The sequence below is a fragment of the Arthrobacter sp. MYb227 genome (assembly GCF_002975435.1).
Lineage (GTDB): Bacteria > Actinomycetota > Actinomycetes > Actinomycetales > Micrococcaceae > Paeniglutamicibacter.
The window spans coordinates 101,020-117,543 of the sequence record NZ_PCPT01000008.1 but is presented as its reverse complement, the minus strand read 5'-3'; the positions used below and the strand labels follow the sequence as shown (position 1 = coordinate 117,543).

Sequence of the window (16,524 nt, the reverse complement as noted above, 5' to 3'; positions counted from 1 at the left end):
CCCTTCATCTTAGGAAAACCGTTCATCCCCATGCAGCAATTACCCGGACGCATCAGCGTCATTATTCCGGCTAAGGATCAGGCCCCCTTCATCCAGGACTCGCTGGCGAGTTTGGAACGCCAAGTGACAGATCTGCATCGCCTCGAGGTACTGGTGATCGATGATGGATCCTGCGATGGTACCGGGGAGCTCGCCGCCCAGTTCCGGGATCGTCTCCCGGATTTACAGATTATCCGCAATGACACGGCCCGCGGGCTGGCAACGGCCCGTAATCAGGGCCTAGCAGCCTCCACGGCACCACATATTGCCTTCCTGGACGGGGACGATTGGTTTGCCCCCGGACAGCTTGCTCGTTGCAGCGAAGAGCTCGAAGCCCTAGACGTCGATTTTGTGCGCACCGACCATATTCGGGTCACCGGAGGAACCCGCGTGCTGCACCGCACCCCACAGGCTCGCCGCGGCGTCGTATTAGACCCACGCGAGTCAATCCTTCCGGATCATGCCTCGTCCATGGTCGATTACCCCTATGCGTGGGCAGGGATGTTCCAACGTCGCGTTGCCGAGCGTGGCCTGCTGAATTTCCCCGCGGGGTTACATACCGCCGAAGACCGGGCCTGGATCTGGAACCTGCATCTGAATTGTGATTCCTTCGCAATTAGCAACGCCCCAGGAGTCATGTACCGACGAGGGATAGCAACCTCACTGACGCAAATTTTCGATATCCGGCAGCTGGACTTCATCCAGGCTTACAGGTTGACGTTTAACGTCGTGGCAAAAGACCTGGAAGCTGCCCGTTTCTGGCCCAAGGCCATCCGCCAATTCCTTGCCATCTGCGCCCACCATCTATCCCGACGCAACAATATGTCTGCCGAGGTTTCCACCGATCTCGCGCTACGCATTAAAGAACTTTTCCTCGAGCTGCCGGCCGATGAACTACACGCGGCATTCACCGCACTCGACGGGAAACGTGCTGCACTATTGCGCTCGCTGATGCCCGCCGGATATACACGGATGGAACGGAGCCACGCATGATTCAGCTCATCGCGGCATCCACCGCCTACCAAGTTGCCTCGTTAGTTGCCATGATCGATTCCGGGGCACTGCCAGCAACTCGTGGCGAACGTGTGCTGGTCTTGGCCGATGGATCACAGATCCCGGAAATTACCACGCCCATCACCCAGTCCCCCGGCTTTGCACAACTTAGCACCCGTTTTGATCGCGTCGTGGATCTGGGCGAATTGTTGTGGCCCCGACGACCTCAACAATTTTCTCCACGCACCGAAGAGCTTCCCATGTGGGAAACGCTCTTGCGCTCGCATTGGGGGCTGGGATCCCAGCCCATCGAATTGGTTGTCGAATCGATTCAGGTCAATCCCGCCATTGCGCTGTGTCGAATTTTTCATGATGCACCAATTTTCATCCATGCCGATGGGCTTATGTCCTACGGACCAACCCGGAACCGCATCGATCAGGCAATCCTGCAGCGTCTTGAATCATTGATCTACCCCGATCTGATCCCCGGACTCAAGCCCTTGCTCCTGCATGAGGCGGCACCGGATCTTTCCCCCATGAACCCCGCTCACCTGGCCACGGTTTTTAGGTCTTTGGCGAATAGCTGCGTTGATGAACAGCTAGCACGTATCGGAGGAAGCTCCTCCTCCTGCGCCCTCATTTTGGGGCAATATTTGGGTGGGCTCGGCCTACTCGATGAGGCACAGGAACTTGAGTTGCACCGCCAGATGCTTGTGGAAGCCAAAAAAATTGGTGCCCAGCTCATACTTTTCAAACCCCACCCTGCGGCATCGGCTACCTCGGCACTTCGTTTGCTTGAACACGCAGCCGAGCTGGGTATCAACTTAGAAATTTATGCCGGGGACCTTGGCGCCGAGATCGTTGCCTTGAAACTCAAGCCCCTCATGATCTTCAGTGCTTTTTCAACGGCCCTTGCTACCTGCTCCCAACTCTTTGATATGCCGGTACGCGCCTTGGGTACCACCAATCTGCTCAAGGAACTAGCCCCGTACGAGAACAGCAATAGGATCCCCTTGAGCATCGTTGACGCGCTCTATGCCCGAAATCTCCGGCCCGGAGAACAATTACAGGAACTGATCAACGCAATTTCCTATGCCATGCAACCTCAACGGCTGGCTTCATTGCGGACGGAAACTCAGCACTTTCTTGAAACGCACCCGGTGGAACGGGCAAGGTATTTCAAGCAACGCAGGCTACATTCCTTAGCGCTTCCCAATACCTTGCCGCCACGCACGTTGTCCCGGCGACTAGCGGCCCAGCAGTTGCCTCGGCGCCTGCGGCGCGTGGCCAAGCGCGGTGTGCAACGCTCTCTACGCTTTCTACGTCGCCAGCTTGATCGGGTTGATAGTTAAATGTCCGGGCCAGTACCCATGAGACCTCATGTTGCGGTGGATGCGGTAGCACGGCCACGCTTTGGTCACGCCCAGGTCTGGGTTGAATCCCCCTTGCAGCTCCTCTCCGCGGTGGAGGCACACGGCGCAGGGCTCCTGGGGCGCACCAGCACCATTTACCCACGCGGCGGGGGCACCATGCTCGATGCAACGTTGCAAACGCTCATGGCGCAGGCTCCCGATGGAATTAGCTTCGCCAACCCCTCACGCAACCCGCCGCTACCCGGAACTTCTGCTGCGGACCGTTGGGTGGTTGGGGATGCCTATTCGGGCAAGGTACAACGCACCCTGCTCGGCCCGCTAGGACCCGGTGAGCTAATAATTATCGATGATGGTTTAGCAACGCTCGGATTGCTCAAGGCATTAGTCAGCGACGACCCAATCCCCCTGATCCGGCCTCGATCACAGGCCGGAGCAACGCGACGAGCACTTGGTTTAGCTAGTTGGTGGCGCTTAAGAGCGCTGGCACGGGCCTCCCGACTGCTGGTTTTTACTGCCTTGCCGATCGAGCATGACGTTGCAAAGAAGTTCAGGGCCTTGGGCGGGAATCTTGAAGGCCACAGCTTTGAATGGTTGGCGACGCAACCGGTGGGCGAGCCAATCCATGAACCAACTATCGCTATAGGTTCGGCGCTGGCCGCCGATGGTTTGATCCGTATCAAACCATATCTTCGGTGGCTCTCTGAACTCACCGAGGAAGGACCCGTCGCGTACTTCCCGCATCGTCGTGAAACAGCAGATTTTTTGCATGAATTAGATGCTCATCCATTGATCAGCGTGCGAAAACATACGATTCCCATTGAAATGCGACTGCGATCGCTACGCCGTGGTCAGGTGGTCCGCGCCTTACCGTCGACCGCACTGCCATCGCTACGTCTGCTGTTGGGAACCACCGGTGTACGCATCATAGGAAAACCTGTGCCGGAACCCTGGTGGAAACCGACGGCTTCCCCACAACTACGTACGCATCTTTCCTCTTCATTGGAGCTCAACGGATAAATGAATAGCCAAACTTTCCGCCCGCGCATCACGGCAGTTGCAGATTCAGATTCGTACCTCAAACTTGCCTACAGCACGCTCTCGGGATTGGGTTCAGACTGGGACAAGCGGGTGGTTCTGGTACGTACCCCGTTGCTTCCCACCGATGAACAAATTATTTCCGCTTCCCACAACACCTCCTTCGCCGGCACCAGGCCCGAGGTGCTCCCGATGTCATCCTTGACCTTCGACTCATTGGATGCCGATATTATTTTTGCATCATCAACGGGTCCGGTGGTCAGCGAGTTATTCTCAAAACTTTTGCGCTCCACCTCCACGCGCGTACGCCCCGCAGCATTGCTCTCCGCACTGCCCGGGGTCGCCTTCCCGGCAACCACCAAGGGCTGGAACTATCGCCGTGCCGGTGACGGATTTATTGTTCATTCACACGCCGAAGCCCGTGAATTCAGTCAGCTGGCGGAGGAGGAACCCGGGCACAGCCCCACCATTTTGGTTTCCAAACTTCCCTTTCTAGCCACCGCCGGCTTCCCGCAACCAGAGACAAGCCCCATCAACTCCGTGGTGTTCGCGGCCCAAGCCAAAGTTCCGGTCTTACGCACCGAACGTGTCGCAATCCTGCGCGCTCTTGATAAAACTGCATGCCTAAATCCAGCGGTACGCGTGATCGTTAAATTGCGGGCCAAAGCCGGTGAACCACAAACCCATGCCGAGGCACACCCCTTCGATTCACTATGGAACGAACTCGTTGAAGCGGGCAGTGTTAAAGCTCAACATGTGGAATTTACTACCGGTTCCATGGATGCCGTACTCAACGAGGGCGCCGCGCTGCTTACCGTCTCTTCAACTGCCGCGTTAGAAGCATTGGATCGTGGATTACCGGTTCTGGTGCTCACCGATTTTGGTTTCAATGAGGCAATGCTCAACACAGTGTTCCGCGGTTCCGGGCTCCTAGGAACGCTGGAACAAGTTCCGACGCTAGAATTTTCCTCACCCAATAAGGCTTGGCTGCGAGAAAACTATTTCCATCGGAGGGGCCCAGAATTTGGTGTGGCACTTAACCATTACGCATCGCGTGCCAGAGCCGGAGAACTCGAAACTAGCGAAGCCCAACGCTCATTAATCCGCGATATTGCCTTACGCCAACACATTCGTACGGCGCTGCCCCGTCCGGTTCTCTCCTTGCTGCGTAAGCTGCGCAGATCATGGTTAAGGACCTCATAAATACGGGATCAGACACCAGCAATGGGTAGTTTGCAACACCTCGGAGCAGAATCGGGAATAACTGCGCTCTAATCTCACTTAGCATTGTTAAAGAACTGGACGGTGGGTCTTCCCCTGCCCAGAAGTTAACAGTTTGAGGAGACAAGGTGTCGGAAAATCCGATTCGGGTTGCAATCGTTGGTGTGGGTAACTGCGCAACATCGTTGGTTCAGGGTGTCGAGTACTACCGTGAAGCAGATCCACAGACCACCGTGCCCGGTCTGATGCACGTTCAGTTCGGCAAGTACCACGTCAACGACGTACAGTTCGTTGCGGCATTCGACGTTGATGAGAAGAAGGTCGGACTGGATCTGGCAGACGCCATCCTTGCATCCGAAAACAACACCATCAAGATCGCCGACGTTGCGACCACCGGTGTCATCGTGAAGCGCGGTCACACCCTCGATGGTCTTGGCAAGTACTACCGCGAGACCATCGTTGAGTCCGCAGCAGAGCCGGTAGACATGGTCGCCACCTTGAAGGAACTCAAGGTTGATGTCCTGGTTTGCTACCTGCCTGTTGGTTCGGACGCTGCCGCAAAGTTCTACGCACAGGCATGCCTCGACGCCGGCGTTGGCTTTGTCAACGCACTTCCGGTTTTCATTGCCGGAACCAAGGAGTGGGCCGACAAATTCACCGAAGCCGGTGTCCCGATCGTTGGTGATGACATCAAGTCGCAGATCGGCGCGACCATCACCCACCGCGTGATGGCCAAGCTCTTCGAAGACCGCGGCGTGACCCTTGATCGCACCTACCAGCTCAACGTTGGTGGCAACATGGACTTCAAGAACATGCTTGAGCGCGATCGTCTGGAATCCAAGAAGATTTCCAAGACTCAGGCCGTCACCTCCAACACCTCAGCCGAGCTGGGCGAGGACGACGTGCACATTGGCCCGTCGGACTACGTGGCTTGGCTCGATGACCGCAAGTGGGCCTTCGTGCGCCTTGAGGGTCGTAACTTCGGTGATGCCCCGGTCTCGCTTGAATACAAGCTTGAAGTTTGGGATTCACCTAACTCCGCTGGTGTCATCATTGACGCTGTACGTGCGGCAAAGATCGCCCTGGACCGTGGCGTGGGTGGACCGATCCTTTCGGCTTCCTCCTACTTCATGAAGTCCCCGCCGGAGCAGTACAACGACGACATCGCCAAGGAAAAGGTTGAGGCCTTCATCCGCGGAGATATCGAGCGCTAAACCCTTGCTGAGGGGCTGCCTATAGGCGGGCTCTTAACCGACTGTGGCTGGCGTACCTCCCGTTTTGGGAAGTACGCCAGCCACAGTCAGTTAAGTTCGTTTGCCACTGCCAAAAGAACCACGCCCGAGGTAGTTCATTTGTAGCTTCGAGATTCTAAAGAAGGTCTGCGACCTCTCCAGAATCTCGAGCTAGGTGACCGGACCGTTTTCTACGTGCTGACTTTTAGAAAAGTCCTACCGCGTTGCCATTTTCATCGACGTCCATGCGCATGGCGGCCGGGATCTTGGGCAGGCCGGGCATGGTCATGATGGCACCGGTCACCGCAACGATAAATCCTGCCCCGGTTTTCGGAATCAGGTCACGGACCTGCAGTACAAACCCTTCGGGAGCGCCGAGCAGTGCGGCATCATCCGAGAACGAGTACTGAGTCTTTGCCATACATACGGGAAGATTGTCCCACCCATTGTCATGGATCTGGTGCAGCATCCGCTTGGCACTCGCTGAGTATTCAACACCTGTTCCACCGTAAATTTCCTTCACCACGGTGCTGATCTTCTCTTCGGTGCTCAGTTCCAGCCCGTAGAGCGGAGCAAAATCGCTCGGTGCTTCGATGGCGCGCAGCACTGCGGCGGCGAGTTCGGCACCACCGGCGCCTCCCTGACCCCAAACATCAGCAATTGCGCATTCAATGCTCTGCGCTGCCGCCCATTCGGTAACCACTGCAAGTTCCGCATCGGTGTCGAGGGTGAACTTATTGATACCAATTACGGGCTGGATGCCGAACTTTTGAATATTTGTTGCGTGACGCGCAAGGTTTACCAGGCCATCGCGCACCGCCTGCACGTTCTCTGCCTTCAGCTCATTCTTGGCAACCCCACCATGCATTTTGAGCGCACGGATTGTCGCGACAAGAACCACGGCATCCGGGTTTGCACCGGAGAAACGTGCCTTGATGTCCATGAATTTCTCGGCACCCAGATCCGCGCCGAAGCCAGCCTCGGTGATGACGACATCGGCAAGTTTACGAGCGGTGTTTGTGGCAATGACCGAGTTACAGCCGTGCGCAATATTAGCGAAGGGGCCACCATGAATGAACGCCGGGGTGCCGGCCATGGTCTGCACCAGGTTTGGTTTGATTGCGTCCTTGAGCAGCATTGCCATGGCGCCCTGGGCACCAATATCGGCAACAGTGACCGGGGATTTGTCATAGGTGTACCCAATTGTCATCTTAGATAGACGATCCTTGAGGTCATCGATGCCAGTGGCTAGGCAGAATACCGCCATAACTTCGGAGGCCACGGTGATGTCAAAACCTGCCTCGCGTGGCACTCCCTCGGTGGGGCCACCGAGCCCAATGACAATATTGCGCAGTGAGCGGTCATTCATGTCGATGACACGCTTGAAGGTGATCCTGCGCGGATCAATGCCCAAGGCGTTGCCCTGATGAATATGGTTATCAACCAGCGCCATGAGTAAGTTATTGGCACTGGTGATGGCGTGGAAATCACCGGTGAAGTGCATATTGATCTCATCCATGGGCAGCACCTGGGCGTAACCGCCGCCGGTGGCACCGCCCTTCATCCCGAAGATGGGGCCGAGGGATGGTTCGCGCAGTGCAATCATTGTTTTGGTTCCGGTTGCCGCAAGCGCATCGGCAAGCCCCACCGTGACAGTTGATTTTCCTTCCCCTGCAGGGGTCGGAGACATGGCGCTGACCAGCACCACCTTGCCCTGTGTGGACTCCCGCTTGGTGAGCAGAGCAGGATCAACCTTGGCCTTGTACCGGCCATAGGGCTCAAGTGCCACGTCGGGAATTCCCGCGCGTTCTGCGATAGTTGATATCGGTTCGAGCACTGCTCGTGAAGCAATCCCCAGATCGCTCATGTCAGTGGTCGGCGTCGTTGTCATGCTAAGTTTCCCCTTGTCTGGAGTCCCTGCGCGGGAGTCTCGAAAAAACCGGGGTTTCCGGCCTTCTTCAATACAACCTTCAAACTATCATCGCCGGAGGAATGGGCACAGGAATGGCAGGCCGAAAAACCCAGTTCATACCAACTATTCCTGTACCGATGGATCGTGATTACTTTCATCATTTGTTATGAGGATTCTTTGCTTTGCACACTCGATGGGAGAATCGAACCCATGCACACAACCCCTGCCTTTGCCTTGCTGCTTGATGTCGACGGTCCCATCGCATCCCCGGAAACCCGCGATGTTAACCCGGAGATCATTGAACTCATGCTCGATTTGGCCACCGCCGGGATCCCCGTAGTTTTTAATACCGGACGCTCCGATGAATTCATCAAACGTCAGGTCATGGAACCAATGCTTGCGGTTGGGATTCCCCAGGGGCTGAAATTTCATGCTATCTGTGAAAAGGGAGCCACGTGGTTTAGCTTTTCGCAATCGGGTGCCGGGGAAATTTATGTTGATACCGATTTGGCAGTACCTGTCGAATATTCTGCCGAAGTTCGAGAGCTGGTTAATTCCCGCTTTGCCAAGTACATGTTCTTCGATGAGACCAAACTAGCCATGGTTTCGGTTGAACAGCATATTGAAGCAAATAACACCGAGTACCGCACGGTTCAGGAAGATTTTGATGTTGCTGCCATCGAGGCCATGAAACGTCACGATCTGGGCGTTGAACGTCTCGACAAGCAGTACCCGGATAGCGATTGTGCGATTTCCTACAGAGTTGACCCAACGATTATTTCTACAGATGTTGAGTCGGTTCAGCTCGGGAAAGATTTGGGCGCACGGCGTACCCTTGAACTCCTTGCAGTTGACTCAATAGTTCCAATGCAATGGTTCACCGTTGGTGATTCACGCACGGACTATGCCATGGCAGACTGGCTTGCCGAGCATGGGCATCAGGTCAGCCACGTGGATGTACGCCCCTCAGACGGGATTCCAGCCGGAAAGCCTTACCCGGTGCTCACGGCCGAGGATCTCGGTCTTGCTGCAGACATCATTCATGACCATGCTGGTCTGGCGTTCTTACGACATTGGCGTGCTCAACTTAGTGAACCACTGGCGATTCACTAACTAAGTTCTTTTATCGCTCCCCATTTTAAGCGGCAAAGCCCGCCGGTGAAGCCGGCGGGCTTTGCACAACGTGGGTCAATATCATTCATCATGCATCTCCAAAATCGGTGAGTGTTTTGAATTCCAGATCATCCCCGTGAGACGGGGTGATCCTAATACACTCAGCGGATGCGGAACTGCATGTCCATCGGGAGATGGTTTCGCAATTCCCGCTGCCGATGCGTCGGGTTGTATTGGGTTTCGAGCCAAAGATTTTTCTTTGCCTTACGTTGCTTTGAGTTCACGGTTCTTACCTCCCCTCAGTCGGATTGGAGGAGCGAAAACTTGTCTGTTCTACTGTCTTCGAGGCGCGAGCGCGTAACGATTCAGGGCCCGTGAAAATGAATTCAGCGGAGCGAACAGCTGGGGTTGTGATCGAGGTGATCGAAGTAGACATGATGAAAATTCCTCAAGGATTTGGTCGAAAAATGACTCATCAGCCTCGGGAATTTTATGTTGCTAGAAAAAAACTAGCAGGGCGCCATTCCAGAGGCAGGAGAAGTGGACATCGGGGCAAAGCCGCCAAAGCCGAACCGGGGCACATAGAAGCCCGTAAAATTCATTGAAATAATCATCATTCCCACCTCCTTTTCTGGAAGAACTTGCCAGACGAATCCGGCGCCAATATTTGTCTAGTGGATCTCGATGTCTCATTGAGACTTCTCAATCACAAGTTCCACCATACACAGCGTTACTTGGGTGCGCCACCTTTTGTGCAAAAAACCCATGCAAAAAGCCCTGGGTGCGGCGTGTCTTCAAAGACACGCCGAACCCAGAGCAAAATCCTCAGAAGCTTTCACTGTCGAGGGATGTAGTTCCCTCCATTCACAAGCCGCTGACGAGAATAAGTGACAAGCTCGAAAATTAGCCTTCTTGAGATTCGGGTTGTTGCTCCCACCAAGCACGAAGTGCTGCCTCAGCGGCCTCGGGTTCGGTCGGCCCCTCATCTAGTCGGCGCTCAAGTAAGAAGTTGTAGGCGCGTCCCACCACCGGGCCGGGCTTGATGCCCAGTAATTCCATGATCTGGGCTCCATTGAGATCGGGTCGCACGGCGGCCATCTCTTCTTGCTCCCCGATTTCCTTGATACGTGTTTCAAGGTCGTCATAGGCGAAAGCAAGCCGTTCGGCCTTCTTTCGGTTTCGGGTGGTGACATCCGAGCGTGTGAGCCTGTGCAGGCGCTCCAACAGGTCCCCTGCATCGTGCACGTACCGGCGTACCGCTGAATCGCTCCACCCCGCGTCCCCATAGCCGTAGAAGCGCATATGAAGCTCCACCAGGCGGGCAACGGCCTTGATGGTGTCATTATCAAAGCGAAGCGCTCGCATGCGCGCCTTGACCTGTTTGGCACCTACGACGTCGTGGTGTCTGAAGCTCACGGCACCGCTCGGTTCAAATTTGCGCGTTGCCGGCTTACCAATGTCATGCATCAGTGCAGCAAAACGCAGCACAAAATCCGGGCCCGGAACCGGGCCCGCGACATCAGTCTCGTACTCCATTGCCTGTTCAAGAACCGTGAGCGAGTGTTGGTAGACGTCCTTGTGCCGGTGGTGCTCATCCATTTCTAGGCGCAGAGCGGAAACTTCAGGTAACACCAAATCCGCGAGACCCGTGTCCACCAACAAATCAATGCCCGAACGTGGATCGATGCCATTGATGAGCTTGATCAATTCATCGCGCACGCGTTCGGCAGAGATGATTTCAATGCGGTTAGCCATTTCTGTCATGGCTGCACGCACATCTTCGGCCACGGTAACACCAAGCTGCGAGGCAAAGCGGGCGGCACGCATCATGCGCAGCGGGTCATCGGAAAATGACATCGACGGGGCGCCGGGAGTGCGGACCTGTCCGGCGGCAAGATCCCTGGCACCGTTATAGGGATCCACAAGTTCAAGGCTCGGTAAACGCAGTGCCATGGCATTCATGGTGAAGTCACGGCGGTAGAGGTCATCTTCGAGCTTGTCACCAAAGGCAACTATTGGTTTACGTGATGAAGGATCATACGCATCGGCTCGATACGTTGTTACTTCAATAGTGTCATCACCCTTGCGCAAGGCAATGGTGCCAAAGTCACGCCCGACTTCCCAGGTGGCATCGGCCCAACCGGCAACCGTAGCCAACGTTTCATCGGGGCTTGCGCTGGTGGTGAAGTCCAAATCGGGTGAGACCCGGCCAAGGAAGAGGTCACGAACCGGACCGCCAACCAACGATAGTTCAAAGCCAGCGTCAACAAAGAGCTGCCCCAGGTCAAAAACGACGGAGGGCAAAAGTTCGGAAAGGACCTGGCTGGAGGGAAGCTGCTGCATAGTCCTTTAAGGGTGCCAGATTTTCTGGATAGTGCCATGCTCAAAGTCGCTACCACCCATAGTTAGCTCCGACACTGCGCTATTCGTTTGTGTCCTGGCCCGGACCCAAGGCCCACCGACTGGCGGGGCAAGCCCCTATCTGCGGCAAAAGATCGCTAGAGTAGTTTCTATGGCCTATCCAGTTCCCAGCGCCCCGAAGCGCACGCCGTTGACCGCGTCAATGGCGCATGCGCAAGCGCAAACGGGTTCGGGGCATCAGCCACTGCCCACAGTTGAGGAAGTTTCAGCCGGCGGCGTAGTCATCGACACGTCTTTGCCGTCCCTCCCCGTGGCAATCATTGCCCGCTACAACCGTGGCGGCCGCCTTGAATGGTGCTTACCCAAGGGCCACCCCGAGGGTATTGAAACCAACGAAGAAGCCGCAATCCGTGAGATCGAGGAAGAAACCGGTATTGCCGGACGCATCTTGGCTCCGCTGGGTTCGGTTGATTACTGGTTTACGGTCACTAATTACCGGGTACACAAAACAGTTCACCATTTCCTGCTCTCTGCCACCGGCGGCGAGCTGACCATTGAAAACGATCCCGACCACGAAGCAGTAGACGTGGCATGGGTTCCTCTGCTTGATCTTGGCAAGCGCCTGTCCTTCCCCAACGAACGGCGCATTGCCGATCTAGCGCGCGAAGTACTCCCAAATTATGTCCCAGGTATCTAATCACCCAGCAAAGCCCAGTAGCCCTCCCAAGGTGCCGCAGCAGCCAAGCGATCAACAAGCCAGCCGCCAGTCCAAGGCCTATGCCCTTATGGCCTCGGGCACCTTGGTATCTCGAATTCTTGGTTTCATCAGAACCGCGCTACTGGCTGTTGCCATCGGCTCCACGACGATGGGCGACATCTTCGAGAAGGCGAACGTCATCCCGACGATCATCTTCATGTTGTTGGCCGGCGGAATTTTCAATGTCATCTTGGTTCCGCAGCTGATCAAGGCTTCTAAGGCATCAGACAAGGGCTCGGCCTACACCTCCAAGCTGGTGACCCTCACGGTGGTGGTCATGGGGCTTGCAACGGTATTACTGACTTTGCTTGCTGGTCCACTGATCAAGATGCTGACGCTGGACTGGACACCGCCAATGCTGGCCATGGGAACCACCTTTGCGTATTGGTGTCTACCGCAGGTCTTCTTCTATGGGGTTTTTGCGGTCTTCGGGCAGGTACTAAACGCCCACGGACGCTTTGCCGCATATATGTGGGCTCCAGTGGTTAACAACGTGGTGCAAATCTTCACCATTGGCGCATATATTTTGCTCTTTGGTGCTTACGCTGGCGGCAACGACCAACTGGAAACCTGGACTACCGGACAAACCATCCTGCTGGCGGGTGGCTCCACGCTGGGCATTGTTATTCAGGCCGTTGCCTTGTTTTATCCCCTGCGCCGTTTGGGAATGAATCTACGCCTTGATTTCTCCTGGCGCGGCATGGGCCTGCGCCACGTGGGCAAGCTTGCTGCTTGGACTCTGGGCTCGATGATGGTTGGCAATATCGCTTCCTTGGTGAACTCAAAGTTCGTCTCGGCGGCCGCCGCATCTCGTGAAGGCATGCCATTTGGTGGTGCTGATATTCCCGGTGAGTACGCGCTAAATACCTCGCAATTGATCACTGTACTTCCGCACTCAATCTTTGCGTTGACCTTGGCAACCATCCTCTTTAACGAGTTCACCAAGGCCTTCCAAGAGAAGCGCCGGGAAGATATTGCTCCACTGCTTTCCAAGGGTTTACGCACCACAGCGGTTCCCATTGTGTTCGCTACCGTTGCATTCATCGTGCTTGCTGGCCCGTTGGGGCGCCTTTTTGCCGGCAGCTCCTCAACAGCAATGATGCAGGGGGCGGCAATCGGTCAATTGTTGCTTTTGACCGCACTTGGTTTGCCCTTCAAATCGGCTCATTTTTTCATGATTCGGGTGTTCTTTGCCGAGGAAGACACCAAGACTCCAATGCTGATTCAAACATTCATTGCGGTACTTGGAATCGGGCTTTCACTCAGTGCTGTCGTGCTGCTACCAGACAGTGAAATAGCTCGGGCCATGGCGCTGATTTACGGTGTCACAAATGTACTTTCCGCTGTCATTGCCCATCATTTGGTGGTCCGCCGCTATGGGGATTATGGCAGCGTCAAGGTCATCGATGCATACATTCGTATTGCGTTCATGGCGACCCTTTCCGGTCTTGTGGGAATGGCAGTCCTCTGGTTCTTCGGTGGCTACAACTGGGGTTTCGCCATGGAATCGATCCCCGGGGCAATAATTTCAATCTCCGTCGTGGGTTCAATTATGGCCGTTGTTTACATCGTGCTGTTGCGTTTGAGCCGTTCCGAGGAACTCGATAATTTCCTTGGCCCACTAGCCCGGCGCATTCCCCAGCTACGCAAATAGTGCTGACTTATTCCTGCTAAAGCCCCGTGAACGGGCCCCGCGCCGACATCGTTTCCCAAAAAAAGCTATCCACCCCGGTACGATGGAACGGGGCAGCTATAAGGCTGCCGGCATCACAAAGCAATCCCGGGAGGGAACCGTGTCTCAGCCCATCGAAGTTGGAGCCATGTTTGGAGGCCGTTACCAGGTCACTGAAATGGTGATGACCTCTGCGGATGGTGATGACATCCTTGTCTGCTTTGACAAGGTACTCAACCGCCAGGTCAGTGTCCTGCTCGGCTCCCCCGCGAATTCTCCACAGCTGACGAATAATGCACGTGAAATCGCCACGGGTGAACGCTATGGTGCCGTGCAGGTCTTGGATCTAGGTTCAACCGAGGACCGTTCCTATGTGGTGACCAATCTTGCCGAGCCGGCAGATCTCTTCGACATCCTCATTTTGCAAGATGCCCCCTACGTTGAGCCGTTCTACACCGACACCCTGGGTACCGAAATCTTTGGCGTCTCACGTTCCGCAGTCCCTAATACCTATGAGGATGACGCGGAGTACTACGAGGATCTGCAGGCTCAGGAAGACGGCCGCCCCGCAGTTCTTGGCAAACTTCCAGAGATCAACCTCAATGAAAAAATCTCTGGTCTCAAGGGGCGCTTCGGTCGTTCTAAACAGACCCCGGCAGAAGCCGCTGCCCCGGTGGCCCCACCAACAATCGTTGGTTCAAGCACCGAGCAGGCTCCCGCTGTCCCCGCTCAAGCACCAGCTGCCAATCAGTACCAGACACCCCCGGTTGAGGCTCCAACCTCACAGGCTCGGCCTGCAGTAACACCTGCAGCGCCAAGCCCTAAGGTCACGCGTTTGGATCCTGTCACAACAGGTTCAGAACCCGTTGTGACCTCTGCTGCAGCCTTGGCCGCTGCACAGAAATCACGCGGAGTAAAAATCGATGATGAAACCGGCCAACGCGTGGCCTCCAGCTTCCCTGCTGCCGCGCAGAGCTACACGGAAGTCGAGTACGACGATCCAGAGACCGACGAGCAACAAGAAGGCGGCGGAAAGAAGACAACCCGCCTACTAGTTGGTGCAGTAGTGTGTGCCGTATTGGTTGGTGGCGTGATCTTTGCCTACAACACTCTGGGTGGAAACACCCCGCCACCGGTTGCCGTCAGCTCGACGCCTGCAACGAATAGTGGTGGAGGCGGAGCATCGGAATCGGGCTCCGAGTCCCCTTCGGCCCAGGCAGTGAAGCCTAAGATTGCCGGGCTTACCCGTTTAGTTCCGGGTAACCAAGACTTGAACGCCGATACCGATAACACCTTGGTTAAAGCCATCGATGGAAATCCGGCGAGCCTTTACAAGTCGTTCTCCTTTACCTCAGCAAAATTCGGTGGTTTTGCCTCCAATATGGTGTTCGTCGTTGAGCTCAAGGAACTCTCGGACATTTCCGAAGTCCAACTTGAGGGGCTTAACGGAACCGGTGGCGATTTTGAGATCCGTGTGGGAACCACAGATAACCTCTCCGAGGCCAAGCAGGTGACAACCGGATCGTTCACCGGCCCAACTGTCACGGTTCCGGTCAGTGGAGATAATGGTGACACTGTTAAGGGACAGTATGTTTTCTTGAACGTCACAGAACTCCCCCGCCGGGCATCCGGTGCCAATCCTTCACGCCCTTATGGTCTGCAGATCGGTGAATTCCGCGTTTCCTAGTGCCTCGTCGCCGGGAATACCTACGCGGGTTCTACCGTTATGCCACTTAGATCCCCCAATACTCGCGGTCTTGGAAATTGAGCCCGCACATTACGAAAGGTTCGCTTCCTCGTGGCCACAGAAGTAAACGACGTCGTCCGTAACGTCATCATCATCGGTTCGGGTCCTGCCGGCTACACCGCAGCGGTCTACACAGCACGTGCAAACCTGCATCCGTTGGTCATTGCGGGTTCGGTAACCGCCGGTGGCGAGCTTATGAACACCACCGATGTGGAAAACTTCCCGGGTTTCCCTGAAGGAATCATGGGTCCGGATCTCATGGACAACATGCAAAAGCAGGCCGAACGTTTCGGTGCCGAGATCCTCTTTGACGATGTCACAGCCGTAGATCTGTCCGGAGAGATCAAGGTTGTTACCCTTGGCGACGGTACCACCTACCGGGCTCATGCAGTGATCATCTCCACCGGTTCCGCCTACCGTGAGCTGGGTCTTGAAGATGAAAAGCGTCTGGTCGGCCACGGCGTCTCGTGGTGTGCAACCTGCGATGGTTTCTTCTTCCGCGATCAGGAAATTGCTGTCATCGGTGGTGGCGACTCGGCAATGGAAGAGGCACTCTTCCTGACCAAATTCGCGTCAAAGGTTACCGTTGTACACCGCCGTGATTCACTGCGTGCTTCGAAGATCATGGCCGACCGTGCGTTGGCTCACCCGAAGATCGAATTCATTTGGGACTCCGAAGTTATCGGCATCAAGGGCGATAAGAAGGTTGAGGGCATGCGCCTGCGCAACCTGAAGAGCGCTGCCGAGCAGGAAGTTGCAGTCACCGGCATCTTCGTGGCCATCGGTAACGATCCTCGCGTAGACCTCGTCAAGGGTCAGGTCGAGCTGACTGCCGAGGGCACCATTGCCGTTGACGGCCGTACCTCCAAGACCAACCTGCCGGGTGTCTTTGCAGCAGGTGACGTCATTGACGCATCCTACCGCCAGGCGATCACCGCAGCAGGCTCCGGTTGTGCAGCAGCACTCGACGTTGAGCACTACCTTGCCGATGTTGAAGCAGCCGCTACTGAAGCAGCTGTAGCAGTCTCCAACTAACTGAAGTTTCCTTCCTTCGAAGAAACAGCACTCA

At 55.6% G+C, this 16,524-nt stretch carries 13 protein-coding genes; 11 read left to right on the top strand and 2 right to left on the bottom strand.

The annotated features are described in order from the left end of the window. Nucleotides 1–30: 30 nt before the first annotated feature. The 5 genes from CQ018_RS14975 (at nucleotide 31) to CQ018_RS14955 (ending at nucleotide 5,875) form a co-directional block, all read left to right on the top strand. Nucleotides 31–1,032 (top strand): glycosyltransferase family 2 protein, encoded by a 1,002-nt coding sequence (locus CQ018_RS14975; protein WP_105550825.1) that lies wholly within the window; start codon nucleotides 31–33, stop codon nucleotides 1,030–1,032. Next, entirely contained in the window at nucleotides 1,029–2,384 is a 1,356-nt protein-coding gene (locus tag CQ018_RS14970) for a polysialyltransferase family glycosyltransferase (RefSeq protein ID WP_105550824.1), read from the top strand. Before CQ018_RS14975 ends, CQ018_RS14970 begins: the two co-directional genes overlap by 4 nt. A gap of 18 nt (nucleotides 2,385–2,402) precedes the next feature. Next, nucleotides 2,403–3,422 carry a hypothetical protein gene (locus tag CQ018_RS14965; RefSeq protein WP_105550871.1) on the top strand — a complete coding sequence of 340 codons (1,020 nt, stop codon included), beginning with the start codon at nucleotides 2,403–2,405 and terminating at the stop codon, nucleotides 3,420–3,422. After that, nucleotides 3,423–4,643: a DUF6716 putative glycosyltransferase gene (locus CQ018_RS14960; RefSeq protein WP_105550823.1), complete on the top strand. Its 1,221-nt coding sequence runs from the start codon at nucleotides 3,423–3,425 to the stop codon at nucleotides 4,641–4,643. A gap of 146 nt (nucleotides 4,644–4,789) precedes the next feature. Next, entirely contained in the window at nucleotides 4,790–5,875 is a 1,086-nt protein-coding gene (locus tag CQ018_RS14955) for an inositol-3-phosphate synthase (protein WP_105550822.1), read from the top strand. A gap of 223 nt (nucleotides 5,876–6,098) precedes the next feature. Here CQ018_RS14955 and CQ018_RS14950 read toward each other — a convergent pair whose 3' ends face one another. Beyond that, the gene (locus CQ018_RS14950) at nucleotides 6,099–7,784 is read right to left on the bottom strand and encodes a formate--tetrahydrofolate ligase (protein WP_105550821.1); all 1,686 of its coding nucleotides are present in this window, start codon (nucleotides 7,782–7,784) and stop codon (nucleotides 6,099–6,101) included. Nucleotides 7,785–8,015: 231 nt separating this feature from the next. Between CQ018_RS14950 and CQ018_RS14940 the strand changes: the two genes are divergently transcribed. Both CQ018_RS14940 and CQ018_RS19915 read left to right on the top strand, forming a co-directional pair. Continuing rightward, a complete protein-coding gene (locus tag CQ018_RS14940) occupies nucleotides 8,016–8,918 on the top strand; it encodes a hypothetical protein (protein WP_105550819.1) in 903 nt (300 codons plus the stop codon). 374 nt (nucleotides 8,919–9,292) lie between these two features. After that, complete coding sequence (locus tag CQ018_RS19915) at nucleotides 9,293–9,523, top strand: hypothetical protein (RefSeq protein ID WP_146111927.1); 231 nt, start codon at nucleotides 9,293–9,295, stop codon at nucleotides 9,521–9,523. A 298-nt stretch (nucleotides 9,524–9,821) separates the two neighbouring features. Here CQ018_RS19915 and CQ018_RS14935 read toward each other — a convergent pair whose 3' ends face one another. After that, the gene (locus tag CQ018_RS14935; protein ID WP_105550818.1) at nucleotides 9,822–11,261 is read right to left on the bottom strand and encodes a CCA tRNA nucleotidyltransferase; all 1,440 of its coding nucleotides are present in this window, start codon (nucleotides 11,259–11,261) and stop codon (nucleotides 9,822–9,824) included. 169 nt (nucleotides 11,262–11,430) lie between these two features. On the opposite strand from CQ018_RS14935, the gene CQ018_RS14930 reads away from it, so the two are divergent. From CQ018_RS14930 to trxB, 4 genes are all read left to right on the top strand, one after another. Then, nucleotides 11,431–11,976 (top strand): NUDIX hydrolase, encoded by a 546-nt coding sequence (locus CQ018_RS14930; RefSeq protein WP_105550817.1) that lies wholly within the window; start codon nucleotides 11,431–11,433, stop codon nucleotides 11,974–11,976. 31 nt (nucleotides 11,977–12,007) lie between these two features. Further along, complete coding sequence (murJ, locus tag CQ018_RS14925; RefSeq protein WP_258142636.1) at nucleotides 12,008–13,690, top strand: murein biosynthesis integral membrane protein MurJ; 1,683 nt, start codon at nucleotides 12,008–12,010, stop codon at nucleotides 13,688–13,690. A gap of 139 nt (nucleotides 13,691–13,829) precedes the next feature. After that, the gene (locus CQ018_RS14920) at nucleotides 13,830–15,395 is read left to right on the top strand and encodes a hypothetical protein (protein WP_146111926.1); all 1,566 of its coding nucleotides are present in this window, start codon (nucleotides 13,830–13,832) and stop codon (nucleotides 15,393–15,395) included. A gap of 111 nt (nucleotides 15,396–15,506) precedes the next feature. Continuing rightward, the gene (trxB, locus tag CQ018_RS14915; protein WP_105550814.1) at nucleotides 15,507–16,490 is read left to right on the top strand and encodes a thioredoxin-disulfide reductase; all 984 of its coding nucleotides are present in this window, start codon (nucleotides 15,507–15,509) and stop codon (nucleotides 16,488–16,490) included. The last annotated feature ends 34 nt before the right edge of the window (nucleotides 16,491–16,524 follow it).